Origin of the sequence: Veillonella atypica KON (assembly GCF_002959915.1) — a bacterium.
Taxonomy (GTDB): Bacteria; Bacillota; Negativicutes; order Veillonellales; family Veillonellaceae; genus Veillonella; species Veillonella atypica.
In genome coordinates, this window is the sequence record NZ_PPDE01000008.1 from 643,894 (window position 1) to 662,213 (window position 18,320).

At 40.2% G+C, this 18,320-nt stretch carries 15 protein-coding genes and 1 tRNA gene; all 16 read right to left on the reverse strand.

Going from position 1 to position 18,320, the window contains the following annotated elements:
• Positions 1-4 precede the first annotated feature (4 nt).
• Complete coding sequence (locus VAHSUH02_RS06990; RefSeq protein ID WP_038148638.1) at positions 5-742, reverse strand: tRNA (adenine(22)-N(1))-methyltransferase; 738 nt, start codon at positions 740-742, stop codon at positions 5-7.
• A gap of 119 nt (positions 743-861) precedes the next feature.
• Positions 862-936 (reverse strand) — tRNA-Ile (locus VAHSUH02_RS06995).
• 509 nt (positions 937-1,445) lie between these two features.
• Complete coding sequence (gene folE, locus VAHSUH02_RS07000; RefSeq protein WP_005376291.1) at positions 1,446-2,009, reverse strand: GTP cyclohydrolase I; 564 nt, start codon at positions 2,007-2,009, stop codon at positions 1,446-1,448.
• A 1-nt stretch (position 2,010) separates the two neighbouring features.
• Positions 2,011-2,673, reverse strand: a complete 663-nt coding sequence (locus VAHSUH02_RS07005) for a radical SAM protein (RefSeq protein ID WP_038148636.1) — start codon at positions 2,671-2,673, stop codon at positions 2,011-2,013.
• A complete protein-coding gene (gene queD / locus VAHSUH02_RS07010) occupies positions 2,648-2,986 on the reverse strand; it encodes a 6-carboxytetrahydropterin synthase QueD (protein ID WP_005382629.1) in 339 nt (112 codons plus the stop codon). The genes VAHSUH02_RS07005 and queD overlap by 26 nt, the downstream gene beginning before the upstream one ends.
• Positions 2,987-3,094: 108 nt before the next feature.
• Entirely contained in the window at positions 3,095-4,261 is a 1,167-nt protein-coding gene (gene rpoD, locus VAHSUH02_RS07015) for an RNA polymerase sigma factor RpoD (RefSeq protein ID WP_005376359.1), read from the reverse strand.
• Between the two features lie 21 nt (positions 4,262-4,282).
• On the reverse strand, positions 4,283-6,040 hold the full coding sequence (gene dnaG / locus VAHSUH02_RS07020; RefSeq protein WP_005382628.1) for a DNA primase: 1,758 nt from the start codon (positions 6,038-6,040) through the stop codon (positions 4,283-4,285).
• Between the two features lie 170 nt (positions 6,041-6,210).
• Entirely contained in the window at positions 6,211-7,755 is a 1,545-nt protein-coding gene (rny, locus tag VAHSUH02_RS07025; protein WP_255308902.1) for a ribonuclease Y, read from the reverse strand.
• A 127-nt stretch (positions 7,756-7,882) separates the two neighbouring features.
• Complete coding sequence (locus VAHSUH02_RS07030) at positions 7,883-8,335, reverse strand: regulatory protein RecX (protein WP_005380520.1); 453 nt, start codon at positions 8,333-8,335, stop codon at positions 7,883-7,885.
• A gap of 55 nt (positions 8,336-8,390) precedes the next feature.
• The gene (gene recA, locus VAHSUH02_RS07035) at positions 8,391-9,434 is read right to left on the reverse strand and encodes a recombinase RecA (RefSeq protein WP_005376148.1); all 1,044 of its coding nucleotides are present in this window, start codon (positions 9,432-9,434) and stop codon (positions 8,391-8,393) included.
• Entirely contained in the window at positions 9,434-10,684 is a 1,251-nt protein-coding gene (locus VAHSUH02_RS07040; protein ID WP_005382626.1) for a competence/damage-inducible protein A, read from the reverse strand. Before VAHSUH02_RS07040 ends, recA begins: the two co-directional genes overlap by 1 nt.
• 63 nt (positions 10,685-10,747) lie before the next feature.
• Positions 10,748-12,094, reverse strand: a complete 1,347-nt coding sequence (rimO, locus tag VAHSUH02_RS07045; RefSeq protein ID WP_005382616.1) for a 30S ribosomal protein S12 methylthiotransferase RimO — start codon at positions 12,092-12,094, stop codon at positions 10,748-10,750.
• Positions 12,095-12,158: 64 nt separating this feature from the next.
• Positions 12,159-13,199, reverse strand: coding sequence for an ABC transporter substrate-binding protein (locus VAHSUH02_RS07050; protein WP_005382614.1), 1,041 nt, complete (start codon positions 13,197-13,199; stop codon positions 12,159-12,161).
• Positions 13,196-15,124 (reverse strand): YgiQ family radical SAM protein, encoded by a 1,929-nt coding sequence (locus VAHSUH02_RS07055; RefSeq protein WP_005382607.1) that lies wholly within the window; start codon positions 15,122-15,124, stop codon positions 13,196-13,198. The genes VAHSUH02_RS07050 and VAHSUH02_RS07055 overlap by 4 nt, the downstream gene beginning before the upstream one ends.
• Before the next feature lie 34 nt (positions 15,125-15,158).
• The gene (locus tag VAHSUH02_RS07060; protein ID WP_005382606.1) at positions 15,159-15,611 is read right to left on the reverse strand and encodes a helix-turn-helix domain-containing protein; all 453 of its coding nucleotides are present in this window, start codon (positions 15,609-15,611) and stop codon (positions 15,159-15,161) included.
• A gap of 13 nt (positions 15,612-15,624) precedes the next feature.
• Positions 15,625-18,318, reverse strand: coding sequence for an FtsK/SpoIIIE family DNA translocase (locus tag VAHSUH02_RS07065; RefSeq protein ID WP_005382605.1), 2,694 nt, complete (start codon positions 18,316-18,318; stop codon positions 15,625-15,627).
• Positions 18,319-18,320 lie beyond the last annotated feature (2 nt).

The following is an 18,320-nucleotide window of genomic DNA, read 5'->3' on the forward strand; positions in this document are numbered from 1 at the left end:
ATAATTAGCGCAGGCTGGCCAATTCATCTATTTCATGTTGTAATTGTTTATATTTCTCCGTATGTGAAAGTTCCACTGTCATGCCATCTAGCGCACATTGTCGTTGATATATCAAAAAATCTACATATTCATTCCACAATGCAGGTTTCTCTTTGGCTAATAAAGCCCCTACAGACCAAAGAATAGAGGTCTTTGGCAATGTATCATAAAGAGCATCGTCAGAATGAATCGAATAGCTAGCATTGTTACCATATGTATCGACACAGTCAGAACGAACGGCTACAAATGCAGTGTACATTTTCCCCATATCCTTCATGATAATTTCTTTGACAATACGGTATCCTTTTTCCACCATATATTGGCGTAATTCGGCCTGGCCATTCTGGGGTTGTAACACATAAAACCCCAGCGGTTCTGGACCGTTCTCAACGATATCGCGCATTAAAAATCCACCCATACCGCAACAGATGGCGCCGTTTAATTCGCCCTTTTTAGTAACTTGCAAGCCATCACCAAGGCGGCAGTCGATCACATTGCTAAGCCCTCGAGATGTAACATAGGACTTGGCCGATTCCAAAGGGCCCTTATGAACATCACCAGCGATAACGCGTTTGGCCTTGCCTCTCACAATTAACTCAACAGCTAAATAACCATGATCCGTTCCAATATCTGCAATAGATTCTGCATGGGGAACGATATCAAAGACCGCCTCTAAACGATCCATCATAGGTCTTGCTTTCATAACTACCTCGTATACTAACAGGTCCATCGACCTTCATACCATCTACTCTTCATATCTATATTATAACAAAAAACCTGCTCCAATCGGAGCAGGTTTCATTGATTCAATTTATACAAGTTTGGTGGGCCCACCTGGGATCGAACCAGGGACCGACCGGTTATGAGCCGGTTGCTCTACCCCTGAGCTATAGGCCCAAGCTTGCGTATAAAATTATACTGAAAATTCTTAGGTACGTCAAGTTATCTACGTGACCACAAAAAGAAGGCTTGCCCAAGCCTCCACCGCCTTAACAGTCTTCGGCCTAGGGCCTCGACTTAGCAAAGTCGTTTGGACAACCCTTCTTTTTGCTACTATACGACAACTGAGTACCTAAGAATTTTCAGCATCTACGGGAATCCCGGATTAAAAAGGAAAAATCATTTGTGGACGGTACCTTTCCGTTACACTTCGACATCTATGTAAGCAAGAAATTTTCAGTATCTACGGGGCTCCGGGATTAGACAGACAAAGTTGTTTGGACAAGCCTTCTTTTTGTTACTATACGACAACTGAGCACCTGAGAGTTTTCAGTATTCACAGTGCCCTGGGCCCAAACAGGAGATAAGTCGTTTGAGAGGAACTGCATGTTCTACTCTATTCTACATTCCGTGAGCAAAAAATTTTCAGTATCTACGGTGCTCCGGGATTAGGCAGGATAACTGTCTTATGCGTTTTTGAGTGTTAGGAATCGGTTGATCATGTCGTCTTGTTCGAAGACGCCTTTTGTGGCGAGGGTGGTTGTTTTGCTGTTGGCGGATTTTACGCCGCGGGCGCTGACGCAGCTATGGGAGCTTGTGATGTGGACGATGACGTCGTCGGTGCCGGTGGCAATGGAGATGACTTCGGCAATGTCTTCACCGATTTTTTCTTGTAGTTGTAATCGTTTGCAACACATTTCTGCAATGCGTGGCATCTTGGACAAGCCGATGACACGGCCACGAGGAATATAGCCGATGCTGATGTTCATATCATACATCAAGGCCATGTGATGTTCACAATGGGAAAAGCAGGTAATATCTTTTACAATTACCATTTGGTTTGTATCGACGTCAAAGGTTTTACCAAACATATCCGCAATGTCTGCATTCGTATATTGGATGCCTTCAAACATTTCTTCCATCATTTGGGCCACCCGTTTTGGTGTTTCTACGAGGCCTTCGCGATCTGGATTTTCTCCCAATGCTTCCAGTAATTGATACACTAGAGATTCGATTCGTTTTGTGTCCATGTTATACTCCTTTCGCATCAGGGTCCCAAATAAATTTATGAATTTGTAGCTGGAATCTAACGTTCTGCCAATTGTGGGCTTTCATATACTCAATAATCGTAGCCCCTTCAATATTGCCCCATACAGGAGATACGAAAATCTGCGCTTCTGTAGGATATGTTTTTAGAATTTCATTCATACGGTCTAAATCTTGCATAGAACCAACTACAAATTTAATGATATCCGCAGGTGTAGCTACCTTGAATATATCTAAGTTCATAGCATCTTCTGCTAAGGATGACGGCGTCTTGTAGTCATAGGTAAACCATACATTATCTCTATGAAAGCTAGGTATGATTGTACCATTCGTTTCTATATTAAAATCATATCGCGCATTACGTCTTGTTAACTCATCAATAAGTTCAATAATGGCCGGTTCCTGTAAAAGCGGTTCTCCACCGGTAATGGTGATGCGATGATTTTCTAATTGTTCAATCACATCAGCTACAGCCTGAACACTCATGCTTTCAAAAGTACTTTCAGGACCATAACTATACAATGTATCGCAATAAGAGCAGCGAATATTACAGTCATGGAGACGCAAAAAGGTCGTCAAAAATCCTTGTCGTTTCCCTTCTCCATCAATGGAAGAAAATAGTTCAATCACGTTCATAGATAGCAACATTTCCTTCTGACTCTTGAACCTCTACCTTAAAACATTTTGGGCCTAATTCATCGGCAATCCATTTCGCCATATTTTCTGCAGTAGGATTAATATCCCCTAATACGTCATTAATATGTTTATGATCAAGACGGCCATGAATCTTTTCTTTAATGATCGTAAAGTCAATCACCATGCCATTATGATCTAATTCTTCGCTACGCGCATGAACGGTTATAATCCAATTGTGCCCATGTAAATTCTGACATTTACTTGGATAATCTAATTGTAATTGATGAGATGCACTCACCTCTAAACGTTTGCTAACAGTATACATGTTATCCCCTATATATCTAAAAACTTAGTGTATTACATTACTTTTATTATAGCACAAAAGGGCTGCCATACATGTATATGTACAGCACCCCTAATGGTTAAGACATTCTTATAAGAAATCTTTAATTTTATCGCGCTTACCACGATTACGTAATTTTGTTAACGCCTTACCTTCGATTTGACGAATACGTTCACGAGTTACGTTAAAGTGTTGGCCTACTTCTTCAAGAGTACGTGGTTTGCCATCTTTCAAGCCAAAACGTAAAATCAATACTTGTTGTTCACGGTCTGTTAAGCATGTGAAAACGTCTTCGATTTGTTCTTGCAACAAGATGTAGCTAGCCGCATCATCTGGTGCCACCGCATCTTGGTCTTCGATGAAATCGCCCAAATGGGAGTCTTCTTCTTCACCAATTGGTGTTTCCAAAGATACTGGCTCTTGTGCAATTTTTTGAATTTCACGAACACGTTCCGCAGTGATACCCATACCTTCTGCAATTTCTTCTGGCGTTGGTTCTCTGCCTTTATCTTGCAATAATTGTCGGGAAATACGAATCAATTTATTGATAGTTTCAACCATGTGAACTGGAATACGTATTGTTCTCGCTTGGTCTGCAATAGCCCGCGTAATCGCTTGACGAATCCACCATGTTGCATAGGTGGAAAATTTATAACCTTTTGTATAGTCGAATTTATCGACCGCTTTGATAAGGCCCAAGTTACCTTCTTGAATCAAATCCAAGAATAACATGCCTCTGCCAACATAACGTTTAGCAATACTTACAACAAGGCGCAAGTTAGCATCTACCAATTTCTTCTTAGCCTTTTTGCTAAGTTGAATTTCTTTATATGTAGCATCTTCCTCTGCCCCTGCTTCAATTTGTTTTGCTAATACGATTTCTTCGTCAGCTGAAAGCAATGGAACACGACCAATTTCTTTCAAATACATACGAACTGGATCGTCGATATTAACACTAGCATCTACGCTTAGGTCAATGGAAATATTTTTTTCAGACGCAGCATCACGGTCATTATCGACATCATCATCAGGTTCAATGGCATCGTCTTTATCATCGTCCTCAACATCTGGAACAACTTCGATATTTAGTTTATTGAAAGTAACATAAATATCATCTAATTGTTCTGCTGTTAACTCACTTTGCTCATGAAGAGCATCTGAAATTTCTGATTGTGTCAACACACCGCTTTTACGGCCTTTTTCAAGAAGTTGTGCTACAATCTCCTCTGTTTGACTTTTTTGTACTTTCTTAGCCACAGCGCTCTCCTTTATTACTTACTATTTAGACCATTCTCTAATTAGATTTTGTATTTCCTGACATTTATGTAATTCGCTAATAAATGCCGAATCTCCTGCACGTTTTAATTGATCGGCCAAAATTGAGTGCATTTTATATTGTTCCCGTAAGGAATGTAGCCGTATTTTACGGATAAGTACAGGTACAGCCTCATTTGCCTCAATTATCATAAGCCGTGAAAAAATTTCATATTCTTGAGGCGTCAATACGTCCTCCACGGATTCCGGCTGATATTGACCTGTTTGAGTAAATAAGGTGTATATCTTTTCTATTATACCCCGATATTGAATATTTTGAAAGTCCTCAAGCGGTAAATATTGTACTACCTCTTGTAAAGCCTTTGAATCTGTAATGACATGAGCCATCAATAACTCTTCATCACCACTGACAATCTTCTTAGGCTGTGTAATCTTTTCATCGACTAATTCAATATTCCCCTTTTGGGTATAATTTCTAAAATAGCGGAATATAGTACTGTTATCTAGCCATAATGGCAATGCTAAGGCCTTTAATGCATCGTCTCGAATCGTTTGACTATGAATATTCGCAATATAAGGGAATATATCTTGCATAACCGCCTGTTTGCCTTCTGCGTCATTCGTATCATGCTTAATAAGAGATTCACTTAATAAATAATCGAGCGGCTTAACAGCCTTTTCTACTAATTCCTTAAAAGCTTTGCCGCCGTGATTTCGCACATAGTCATCAGGATCCTTGCCATCAGGCATAGCCAACACGCGAACCTTAAAATCCGTATTCTGTAGTAATTCAATAGCGCGTGTAACAGCCTGGCGGCCAGCGCCATCCATATCGTAAGCCAATATAATCTCATCTGCTTGGCGCATCAAGATGTGACCATGATCCTTTGTATATGCCGTCCCCAACGAAGCAACTACGTTGGTTACACCCTTATTATGAGCAGAAATAACATCCATATAGCCTTCTACTAATATGGCTTGTTTTTCTTCGCGTATCGATTTATAAGCCTTATCAAAAGCAAATAGAATTTTACCCTTTTCAAAGATTTGGCATTCAGGAGAGTTCAAATACTTCGGCGTGCTATCATCCATAACACGGCCCCCAAAGCCGACAACACGGCCTTTACCGTCCATGATTGGAAACATAACTCGATTACGGAAAAAATCATAGGCCTGACCTTTATCATTCTTGCGAATTAAATTAAGTTCAAGCAAAATAGATTCTTCAATGCCCCGTTCTCTAAAAGCCTTATACAATCTATCCCAACCATCAGGGGCAAATCCAAGTCTAAACTTTTCTATGGTTTCATCTGTGAGTCCCCGCTTTTTTAAGTACTCTAATCCGGCCTTACCATATGATGTTTTAAGCAAGCAATTATGAAAGAAATTAGCCGCCAAATCACAGGCCTCATATAATTTCTTTCGCCGTTCCTCTCTAGCTCGCACCTGTGGTGAAAGCTTTGCTTCTGGCAATGGTATATTAGCTCGATTAGCAAGCCGTTCCAAGGCCTCAACAAAGGTGATGCCTTCTAGTTCCATCAAAAACTTGATGGCATTTCCCGATGCATGGCAGCCAAAACAATAATAAAACCCCTTATCAGGAGCCACACTAAAGGATGGCGTCTTCTCATTGTGAAATGGACAACAACCCCAATAATTCTTACCTTTTTTCTTTAATGTAACGTGTTCTGATACAACGGATACGATATCATTGGCATCTTTAATTTGTTCAATTAATTCATTTTCAAAATATCGACTCACCAGAACACCTCCTTTTAGCTTTTATATTTTATCGACTATACAATCATAGAAAAAAGGGTCTATAATTCTATATTCGATAAAACTTTCAAAAATCCTCTAATATAATAGCCTACAATTAAAAAGGATAGGCTGCAATATAATATTGCAGCCTACAATTTTTGGTATAATGCTTATTTAGCAAAATCAACAACGCGTGTTTCACGAATAACAACTACCTTGATTTGACCAGGATATTCTAATTCGGATTCAATGCGTTTTACAATATTCCGAACAAGTAATGTAGATTCAGCTTCATCAATCTTATCCGGTTTTACTACAACGCGAATTTCTCGACCGGCTTGAATAGCAAAGCACTTTTCAACGCCTTCGAAAGATTCAGCGATTTCTTCCAATTTAGATAATCGTTTTAAGTAATTTTCTAAGGTTTCTCTACGAGCACCTGGACGGGCTGCAGAGATAGCATCTGCTGCTGCTACGAGAACAGCCTCTACGGATTGGAATTCTTCATCACCATGATGAGCTCCAATACAGTTGATTACTGCTGCGCTTTCACGATACTTACGGGCTACATCAACACCGATTTCCACATGGGAACCTTCAATTTCACGATCTAGAGCTTTACCGATATCATGAATTAAACCACCTCGTTTAGCCAATGTCACATCACAGCCAAGTTCTGCGGCCATAAGACCTGCTAAATGAGATACTTCGATAGAATGTTTTAACACATTTTGACCGTAACTAGTACGATACTTCAAACGCCCTAAAATTTTAATAATTTCAGGATGTAAGCCATGAACATCTGCCTCAAAGGTTGCTTGTTCACCGGCTTCTTTAATTGTTTGGTCCACTTCTTTACGAGCTTTTGCCACCATCTCTTCAATACGAGCTGGATGAATTCGACCATCGACAATCAATTTTTCCAATGCAATTCGCGCTACTTCACGACGAATTGGATCAAAGCCTGATAGAATAACAGCTTCTGGTGTATCATCGATAATTAAATCAATGCCAGTTAATGTTTCTAGAGCACGAATATTACGACCTTCACGACCAATAATACGTCCCTTCATTTCATCATTTGGCAATGCGACAACAGAAACAGTTGTTTCTGCGACATGGTCAGCTGCACAACGTTGAATAGCGCCGGAAATAATTTCCTTAGCCTTTTTCTCAGCTTCGTCTTTAGCTTGCTGTTCCATTTCTTTTACCATGATAGCTGTTTCATGACGGATTTCTTGTTCTACATTGGTTAACAAGATGTTCCGCGCTTCATCAAAGGTCATGCCAGAAATACGTTCTAATTCTGCCATTTGCTTTTCATACAAAGCATCAATTTTTTCTTTGCTTTGAACTAAGTCAGCTTCTTTACGATGTAAAGCTTCCTCTTTGTGCTCAATATTGTCTAATTTTTTATCCAAAGATTCTTCTTTTTGAAGAATACGGCGTTCCATACGTTGTAATTCAGAACGACGCTCTTTATTTTCTCGTTCTACATCAGAACGGAGCTTATGAATTTCTTCTTTCGCCTCTAATAAAGCTTCTTTCTTTTTAGACTCGGCCATGCGCTCACCATTTGCGACAATGCGCTCAGCCTCTTGCTCAGCTTGATTCAGTTTTCCTTCAGCGATATTTTTTCGTAAAAAATAGCCTACACCTAGTCCAATTAGCACCATTACTACTGCAATTAGACTATACTCTAAAATCAGTCTCACCTCCTGTATCTTCACATACGGGCACTACGCCCCTTGTTTCCTGATTTTTAACATATTAAATTAATAACCTATAATACATTATATGTTTACAAGGCTATTTTAATTTTATGCTTGAAAGCCCTTTCTGTCAAGATTGATAGGCCTCGCAAACCTTAGTAATAGTGCTCATAGAAAATCCCCTGTTTTTTAGGAAATTCATTATTTTTATACGCGGAATATCGCTTATAGATTCACCATATTTTTTATCTACGATTCGAAAAGCGGCTCCCAGTTCATCATAATTTTCAATATCACGAGGCACATCAAGGCCTCTCTGTTTCATTTTTTGCTTTATAAGATATGCACCATATTTCTGCTCTCTCATCAAATAGGATACAACCTGTTTCGCTAAACGCTCATCATTAATGTAATCATAGTAAATTAATCGCTCTTCTACGTAATCGATGAGATCCGATGAAATCTGTTTTCGTTTCATCTTTTGGCGCAGCTCATAAGAGCTTAAAAAGCGCTGTGCAAGAAATCGATAGGCTTGATCCAACGCAGCCTGCTTTTCCTCTTCTGTAAACATATCGTCTATCATAATAACCTCAATGAAAAAGGGCTACACAGTAGCCCTTTTTTATATGCTATATCGATTAATCTTCTTCTGGTGTAGCATCTTCGCCAACAACATCGAATGTTTCTGGTTCAGCTGCCAATGTATCACGAATGATACGATCGATTTCTTCAGCTACTTGAGGATTGTCGAAGAGGTATTGTTTTGCCGCTTCTTTACCTTGTCCCATCCGTTCCCCATTATAGGAATACCACGCGCCAGATTTTTTGATAATTTCCATATTAGTACCGATATCGATAAGAGTACCTTCTCTGGAAATTCCTTGACCATACATCAAATCAAATTCAGCAGTTTTAAATGGAGGTGCCACCTTGTTCTTAACAACCTTAACCTTTGTACGGGCCCCTACATTTTCATTATTCGCCTTAATCAATTCGCCCTTACGCACATCAAGACGTACAGAAGAATAGAATTTTAAGGCACGACCACCGGTCGTTGTTTCAGGATTACCAAACATTACGCCTACCTTTTCACGCAATTGGTTGATAAAGATAACAACGGTTTTTGTCTTATTAATAGTACCTGTTAATTTACGCAATGCTTTACTCATCAAACGGGCATGGAGACCTACATGAGCATCACCCATTTCCCCTTCAATTTCTGCTTTAGGTACCAATGCAGCAACAGAGTCAACTACAACGATATCTACAGCACCACTACGTACAAGCGCCTCTGTAATTTCTAAGGCTTGTTCACCATTGTCTGGTTGGGAAATTAACAAGTTATTAATATCTACGCCAAGATTACGTGCATAGATTGGGTCCATTGCATGTTCCGCATCAATAAATGCAGCGACGCCACCTTGTTTTTGTGCTTCAGCTACAGCGTGAAGAGCAACAGTTGTTTTACCAGATGATTCTGGACCATAAATTTCAATGACACGACCACGAGGGAAGCCACCTACACCTACAGCGAGGTCAATGGCAAGAGAACCAGAGGAAATAACCTCAACATTCATACGATCTGCCGCTTCACCTAGGCGCATGATAGCACCTTTACCAAAGTCTTTTTCTATTTGTTTTAATGCGTTATCCAACGCTGCTTGTCTACCATCAACAGCCATTATTTATCCCCTTTTTCTTGAATGTACAAATTCATGTAATATAATGCTAATTCAGCCGCACTTTGGCGGATATCTTCTCGATTTCCAATAAGATTAGCTTTGTGAGCAACGGTTCCATATGGTCCAGTTACGCCAAACCAAACGAGGCCCACTGGTTTATCCGGTGTGCCACCACCAGGGCCTGCTATCCCCGTTGTAGACACCGCATATGTCGTATTACATACGCGTTTTGCACCTTCAGCCATCGCTTTAGCTACTTGTTCGCTCACGGCGCCATATGTATCGAGTAAATCTTGTGGCACACCTAAGACCCGATGTTTTACATCATTGCTATAGGATATAATGCCACCCATATAGTAATCACTACTACCACTTACGTTTGTCAATAGTTTACCAACTAAACCAGATGTACAAGACTCTGCCGTAGCAATGGTCGCAGACGATTCTTTTAACGTATTACCGAGTGTTTCCTCCATAGAAATATCTAGCTTACGGCCAATCAAAGAACCTAAACGACGACGAATGATTTCATCCCAAGGATTTAACAATCTATGTGCTTCATCGAGAGATGAAGCCTTTGCAGTAATGCGTAATTCAATATAGCCTTTTTTTATTAACAAAGCTATGGTTGGATTTGATTGTTGCTTAATCAAATCCATAACGCGTTCTTCTAAATCGATTTCACGAATATCATAAACGCCATAACGATAAGACGTTACAACACCTTGTGAACCAAAACGCTTATGAAGATAAGGCACTACACTTTGTGTAAACATCCCCTTCATTTCACCTGGAGGTCCTGGTAATAGTATATAGGTTACATCTCCATCTACGGTTACTACGCCTGGTGCAACACCGACAGGATTAGCTAAAACAGTAGAGCCATCAGGCAACATAGCCTCTCTACGACTCGCATCAGGCATTTCACGACCTACTCGTTTGAAAAACTGTCGCACCTCAGCCATAGCATCATCATTATATACGATACCGCGATTTAAGGACGATGCCAAAACTTGCCGTGTTATATCACCCTGAGTTGGACCTAACCCACCTGTACTAATCACGAGATCAGCACGTTGTGCCGCTTTTTTAAACACTTCAGACATACGGCCTGGATTGTCTCCCACCACAGACTGATACGCTATGGTATAACCTAATTTATTAAGTTCCTGAGCTAACCAAGAGACATTGGTATTCACCGTATCCCCTAACAATAATTCAGAACCTGTAGAAATTAATTCTACAATCATCGTAAATACCTCCCATCACTTCAGATGTGTTAATAGTGGTATTACCTAATACACCAATCAATATTATTCTACGATAGTAGCTACTACATCGTAAGCAAAACCTTGATCTACTTGTACCTGTACAATATCTCCAGCTTTAACCTTATCGCCACAGTCTTCGATATACATGTTCCCATCTACATCTGGAGCTTGTGATTTCAAACGACCTTTTGCAAGAACAGTATCATTATCGCCTTCTTCTAATTCTTCAATCATGGCATAGTCAATAGTGCCTTCTAAATCGCGGTTATTCTCTTCAGAAATAGCAGCTTGTATAGACATCAATGTATGATAGCGTTCTTCTTTAACCTCTTCTGGTACTTGATCTTCACGAGCTCCTGCAATGGTCCCCTCCTCTTGAGAGTATGTGAAAACACCCATGTTATCAAACTTGATATCCTTCACAAATTCACAAAGTTCTTGGAACTGTTCATCTGTTTCACCAGGGAATCCAACAATAATCGATGTACGCAATGTAACATGAGTTGGTGCATTGCGGATTTTCTTTAATAATCGCTCAATATCCTCACGAGAATCACGACGATTCATTTGTTTAAGAATATCGTTGTTTACATGTTGTAATGGTATATCAACATATTTACAAAGCTTCGGTTCATTGACGATAATATCAAGCAATTCATCACTAAAGAATGTTGGATATAAATAGAGCATGCGAATCCACTCGATTCCCTCAACCTTAGTTAATTCTTTTAACAGCTCTGTAAGTAATGGTTTACCATTATTTAAATCAATGCCGTAGCTAGTCGTATCTTGTGCAATGAGAACGATTTCTTTAACCCCTGACGTAGCTAATCGTTCAACTTCAGCCTTAATAGATTCAATAGAACGACTTCTAAATGCACCACGCACCTTAGGAATGATACAGAATGTACAACCATTGTTACAACCTTCTGCAATTTTTACATACGCACTGTAGCGAGGCGTCGTTTGAATGCGAGGCATGCGTTCATCATAGATATTAGTGATATTTTCCATGATGCAGCTACGATTGCCATGCTCAATCGCATCAACAGCTACCATAATTTGGTCCCATGCACCAGTACCAATAAGAGCATCAATTTCTGGGATTTCTGTAAACAACTCATCTTGGTATTGTTGACTCAAGCAACCTGCTACAATTAAGCCTTTACAACGACCAGTTTCTTTATACTGAGCAGCTTCAAGAATCGTATTGATAGATTCTTCCTTAGCTTTCTCTATAAAGGTACATGTATTTATGATAATTAAGTCAGCCTCATGTAAATTATCGGTAATGGTATAACCATCATCCTTTAACAATCCAAGCATAACCTCTGTATCTACTAAATTTTTAGCACAACCTAGGCTAATATATCCCAATGATTTGGTCATTCTAAATCCTTTCTTATTTATAGAATGTAACGATATTGTATACGTATTTTATAGAAATACACTTCTATTGATCTTTTCTAAAACGTACTTGGCTAACCCAGTGATTCAATAAAAGTTCTTTTCCCTCCACTGTATAGCCGCCATTAACAGGCCATAACACTACGGAACGCCCTAGTGCATCTACAGGTTCGGTAACTTCAGGATTGGCGAATATATAGGTAAAATTATTATTCATCATATATTTTGCAGTTTCACTAGATAGTAACCAGGTAATAAACTCTATACTTTCATTTTTATGCTTAGAATCTTTTTGCACCGCTGCACCTGTTGTATAAAATGATGTGCCATCACTAGGATAAATCATTTTTACAGGGTAAGAATGGCGAATGTACTGTTGTGCATCAGAAAGATTCCCAATGCCAATATCCGATTCACCAAGAGCTGTTAGCCGTACAGGTGTGGAAAGGAACTTAGAATGTTGTATAACATGTGTTTTTAAAGCTAATAAATCTGCAAGAGCATCTGGCTCGCCTTTATATTCCACCAAATTGTACAAAAGATTAGCCGCATTTTGAGAAGCTCCGAAATCTGTCATCACCACACGCCAGTTCCCAGGCTTTTGCAAGGTATCCCAAGTCGTAATATGTTGACCTAGTTTATTGTAAAATGATTCATTTTGTACAAAAACGATAGGATCATACCATAAGCCGACCCAGTAACCATTTGAATCCTTTAGGCGATCCAAGACCTCATCTATGCGTTCATTTACAATAGGAGCAAACTTATCTTTACTAGCACCGATGACGAGGTTATCCTCAGATGTAATCACTACATCACCAGATGAATCTGCTAACTTAGAGGAAACCCGTTGTTCCATTTGCTCCTCAGTGAGTGGCATAATATTAACTTTTACGTTTTTATCCTCTAAATATTTATCAGCTAATAGTGTTGTTAAGTTATTAGGTAAGTCAGTGTAAACCGTAATTTCACCGCGTACAGGCGCTTTTGATTTTTCAATTTGTTCCTCTCGATAAAAGTATATGCCATACCCCATCATACCTAAGACAAAAAGCATTAACACAATAAATGCCATCCATCGTTTCATCGCGTAAATCTCCTTTTACGTTCTCCCTTAGTCTTATTGACCTGTGAAGGAGAACCACTTCGAGCATATCGAGATTGACCGCCTCTCGATTGTCCCGTTTTGTTTCGTCCTTGATTTTGCATTTTACCTTGTCCAATTGGTCTAGATGGAATTAAGCACTCAGGTCCAAATCCGATTAAATCACGCCGATTAGCTTCGATAAGGGCCTCTTTTACCAAGTCGTAATTTTCAATGTTTTTATATTGCATCAAGGCTCGTTGCTTAGCCTTGTCCCGACCTTTTTTAGCCACATAAACAGGCTTGCCATCAAGAGGATTAATCCCCGTATAATACATACACGTTGAAAGACTGCCCGGTGTAGGAATAAAATCTTGAACTTGTTCAGGATACATATGCTGATCTCGTAAAAATTCAGCTAATTCTATGGCGTCCTCTAATGTACATCCTGGGTGAGAACTCATAAAATAAGGAACTAAATATTGTTTTTTCCCTAATTCACGATTTGCCTCTTCAAACCATTTTTTAAAGGTCAGGAATTCTTCTTTTCCAGCCTTGCCCATCATAGTCGTTACACGCTTTGATACATGTTCAGGCGCAACCTTTAGCTGACCACTCACATGATATTGACAAAGTTCCTTTACAAAGGCTTTGTTATTGTCGGCTAAAACATAGTCATAACGTAACCCCGATCTGACGAAGACCTTTTTTACGCCCTTTAACTTTCGTAACTTGCGCAATAATGCAATGTAATCATCGTGATTAGTATTCAAATTTTCACAAGGTTCCGGCGCCGCACAGGTGCGACCTTTACAAGCGCCAAAGACGGCTTGTTTATCGCATGCTAAATGTCTGAAATTGGCCGTTGGACCACCTACATCATGAATGTAGCCTTTAAACCCATCCATATTGATCATCAACTTAGCTTCATCAATCAAAGACTGATGGCTGCGATTTTGAATTATACGGCCTTGATGATTGGTAATAGCACAAAATGAGCAACTACCAAAACAACCACGCTGACTAACGAGGCTAAACTGCACCTCGCTTAATGCAGGCACGCCCCCTTTATCATCATACGATGGATGCCATTTACGAGTGTATGGTAAATCATAAGCCGCATCCATTTGTTCCTGTGTTAATGGTAAGGCCGGTACATTTTGTACAACATAGCGATCTCCATGTTTTTGTACAATAGGTCGTCCATAGAATGGATCTTGTTCATCATATTGAATGCGAAAAGCATCGGCAAAGGCCATTTTATCTGCCTTGATTTCTTCAAAGGAAGGACATTCAACACAATCAATGGATGGTATGTCTTTTGACATATAACAAATACCACGTATATTGGGCAATGATTCTTCGAATCGATTTTGATCTAGTGCTTCTGCTAACTCTATAATCTGTAATTCACCCATGCCATATATAAGTATATCAGCCTTAGAGTCTACAAGAATGGACCGACGCACCGTATCAGACCAATAATCATAATGCCCAAAACGCCGCAATGAAGCCTCGATGCCACCAATGATAAGAGGCACATCTCTAAAGGCTTCTTTCATGCGGTTAGAGTATACCAAGGTCGCTCTATCGGGGCGATGTCCTGCCTCACCTCCCGGTGAGTAATCATCTTCACGACGGATTTTTTTAGCGGCCGTAAACTTATTGAGCATGGAATCCAAGTTGCCTGCAGTAACAAGCGATGCAAGACGAGGCTTCCCTAATTTTTTAAAAGCATTAACATCATTCCAATCAGGTTGGGCAATAATACCAACTCGATAGCCTTTGGATTCTAAATAACGACCAATTACAGCAGGCGCAAAAGATGGATGATCTACATACGCATCGCCACTGATGAGCACGAAATCGAGTTCTGCCCACCCGCGCGCTTCCATATCTGCGCGTTCTGTAACTAAAAATGTATCCATCAATATAACCTTCCTTTAACTGTAACGATGTATCTTAGAATAAAAACAACCATATCAAAAATATCACCATGAATACGGCAATAATAGCAAGCATAATGCGTTCTTGTTCAATGGACCGTTGTCGCTTTTTCTGTCTCGTTTCAAGCGACATACGACGTTTTGCCATCTGATGCTCAACGTACTCACTCTGCACAGAATTAATGGTTTCCTGTTTCTTTTGACGCATAATAGGACGTATTGTGAATGTATCCACTTCACCTACTTGATTTTGATACACCTTCACTAAGCGATTTCCATCAAGGCCAAGGTAATTTCCATAATTGCGAATAAAACCTTTCGCGTATACACGTCCTGGGATAACTGCATAGTTTCCATCTTCGATGGCTTCTAAATAGGTTGTTTTAATATGAAGTACTTGTTCAATATCTTTAAATGTGAGATTTCTACGTACTCGTTCTCGACGTAATTCTTCACCTAACTCAGCCACAGTATATCCCTTTCTATTCCTCAGAATCAGAGAAGTATCGAGCTTTCACCTGTTCTGGACTCATTAAAATCTCTCGTGCTTTACTACCCATATTAGGACCTACAATTTTAAGATCCTCCATGGTATCTACAAGGCGTGCAGCACGCGTATAACCGATACGGAATCTACGTTGCAACATCGACACGGATGCTTGACCAGATTCCATCACAAGATTAACGGCTCGTTCTAATAACTCATCACGATAAATATCTTGTTCATCATTATCTTGTGCTGCGATTTCCTTTTCTGCCTCAGCCGTTACCGTATCATCATATTCTGGTTCTCGTTGTTGTTTTACAAACTCTACCAAATGTTCCACCTCATCATCTGAGATGAAAGCACCTTGTACACGAATTGGTTTATTAGCACCAATTGGAGAGAACAACATATCACCTTTGCCTAATAATTTTTCAGCACCCGCCATATCGAGGATTGTACGAGAATCGATTTGGGACCCTACGGCAAAAGAAATACGGCTTGGCACGTTTGCCTTAATAGAACCGGTAATAACGTTAACAGATGGACGCTGTGTAGCTAGTACCATATGAATACCAGCAGCACGTGCCATCTGCGCCAATCGACTAATGGATTCTTCAATATCATCAGGAGCAGTCATCATCAAGTCCGCCAACTCATCGATAATCAATACGATAAGCGGCATTGCCGACTTAGGATGCGCTTCATTATAACTTTTAATATCGCGCTTACCGGATGCAGCAAATGCCTTATAGCGAGCTTCCATTTCTCGAACTGCCCAACGCAATACAGCAGCCGCTTTTTTCATATCCGTTACAACTGGTGCCATCAAATGAGGAATGCCATTATACACAGATAATTCAACCATCTTAGGGTCGATAAGTAATAACTTAACCTCTTCTGGTTTACGGCTAAAGAGAATACTGGAAATCAATGTATTCACACATACAGATTTACCAGAGCCTGTTGTACCAGCTACCAATAGATGTGGCATCTTAGCCAAGTCTGTAATCACCGGTTTACCAGCGATATCCTTACCAAGGCCTACAGGAATACCGCCCCTCGCTTCTTTAAAGTCACTGCAATCTAGCACATCGCGCAAGTGAACGGCTTCTGTTTTCGTATTAGGTACCTCAATACCGATAGCAGATTTTCCTGGAATTGGCGCCTCCATACGTATATGTTGAGCCGCTAGATTCAAAGCAATATCATCTGTTAAGTTTACAATTCTACTTACCTTAACACCTTGTGCTGGTTCAATTTCATACCGTGTTACCGTTGGACCTTGCGTAGCATTAACAACCTTGGCAGAAATGCCAAAACTAGATAAAACATCTTCAAGGCGCATCGCATTATACGCGACCTCGTCATTATTATTTTGACCTACCTCCCCTTTCGCCAAAATATCAAGGCTTGGGAAATGATATGGTCTATCGTAAGTTCTATGAATCTGTCCATCTTTAGAAACGGCTACCTGTGCTGTATCCTCAGCAGTACTTGCCAAAGATGGTACAGATAATGGCATAGAACTCATGCCTGCACCAGCACTAACAGAGCTTGCAGCCGCACCACTTCCAGGTACAGCACTTGCAATCGCCGCATGATTGGTTTCTAACGGACCAATAGTTGTTGGTTGATAAGAGTATTCTGCTGGGCCTGATTCATCGGTGGTATGCACATCATCCTCAACACTATCATCTGTATCAGATTCTTCAATATCGGCATATTCCTCATCATGATCATGAAGCCATGCAGGCATTGTTTTTGAATCTTCACCGGTACTATCAGTACGAATTTCACCGTTATCGACAACATCACCAGATTCTTCAGAGATTTGTACTAATCGTTCTGCCGCTCTATTACGAGCCTCTAACTCGGCTAATTCTTTCCAAGAAGAAGGCGTATGTGTATCGATTGGCTCAACTTCATAATCATCATTAGCAGCTACAACACCTCTATTTTCAAGAGTCTCTACAGCATTCTGAGCTGCATCGGTGTATCGCATATCCTTTTCGCGGTCATAAGCCTTGCGCTGTGCTGCTTCTTTACGCTGTTCATTCCAATCTTCGATAACCTCTTTGGCTACTGCTACCTTTTCAACAGCCACTTCTTTTGCCTTATCAAGGCCTACTTGCGTTTTATCAGCAGCCTTACGCAATCCGTTTCCCAAGGATAGGCGCGTAATAAGGAGACCACAGCAAAGCATAAGTACGGCAACAACAATAATGGAACCAACTTCACCGAACATAGTTCGTATAAAGGAAGCCAAGAAACCGCCCACAACACCACCTTGATCTGCCAGCGCTGTAGTCGCCAATTCATCACCAACAGGCACACGACATAGTGGAACCATGGTAATGGCTAATAAGTAAAAAACTGTTATGAGAAGACCACGACGTGTAATAGACATAAATTTACCTTGGTATAATAAACGCCATCCAAGCCATAGTACAGCAATGCACGGAATTATGCCCCCAAAGCCAAATCCATAGCGAAATATTCCCGTCAATATTTCGCCTACAATGCCTAAATCAAAGCCAAAAAAGCCTAGCAATGCCAGTATGGCAACACCTATGACAGTAATGCCTTTCACTTCATTACGCAGTGAAAATCCTTCTTTTTTTGGTGCCGGTGTAGCTCGTTTTTTGCGAGGCTTCCGCCCTCGTGTAGAAGTTTTTTTCTCTTCTGCCATAA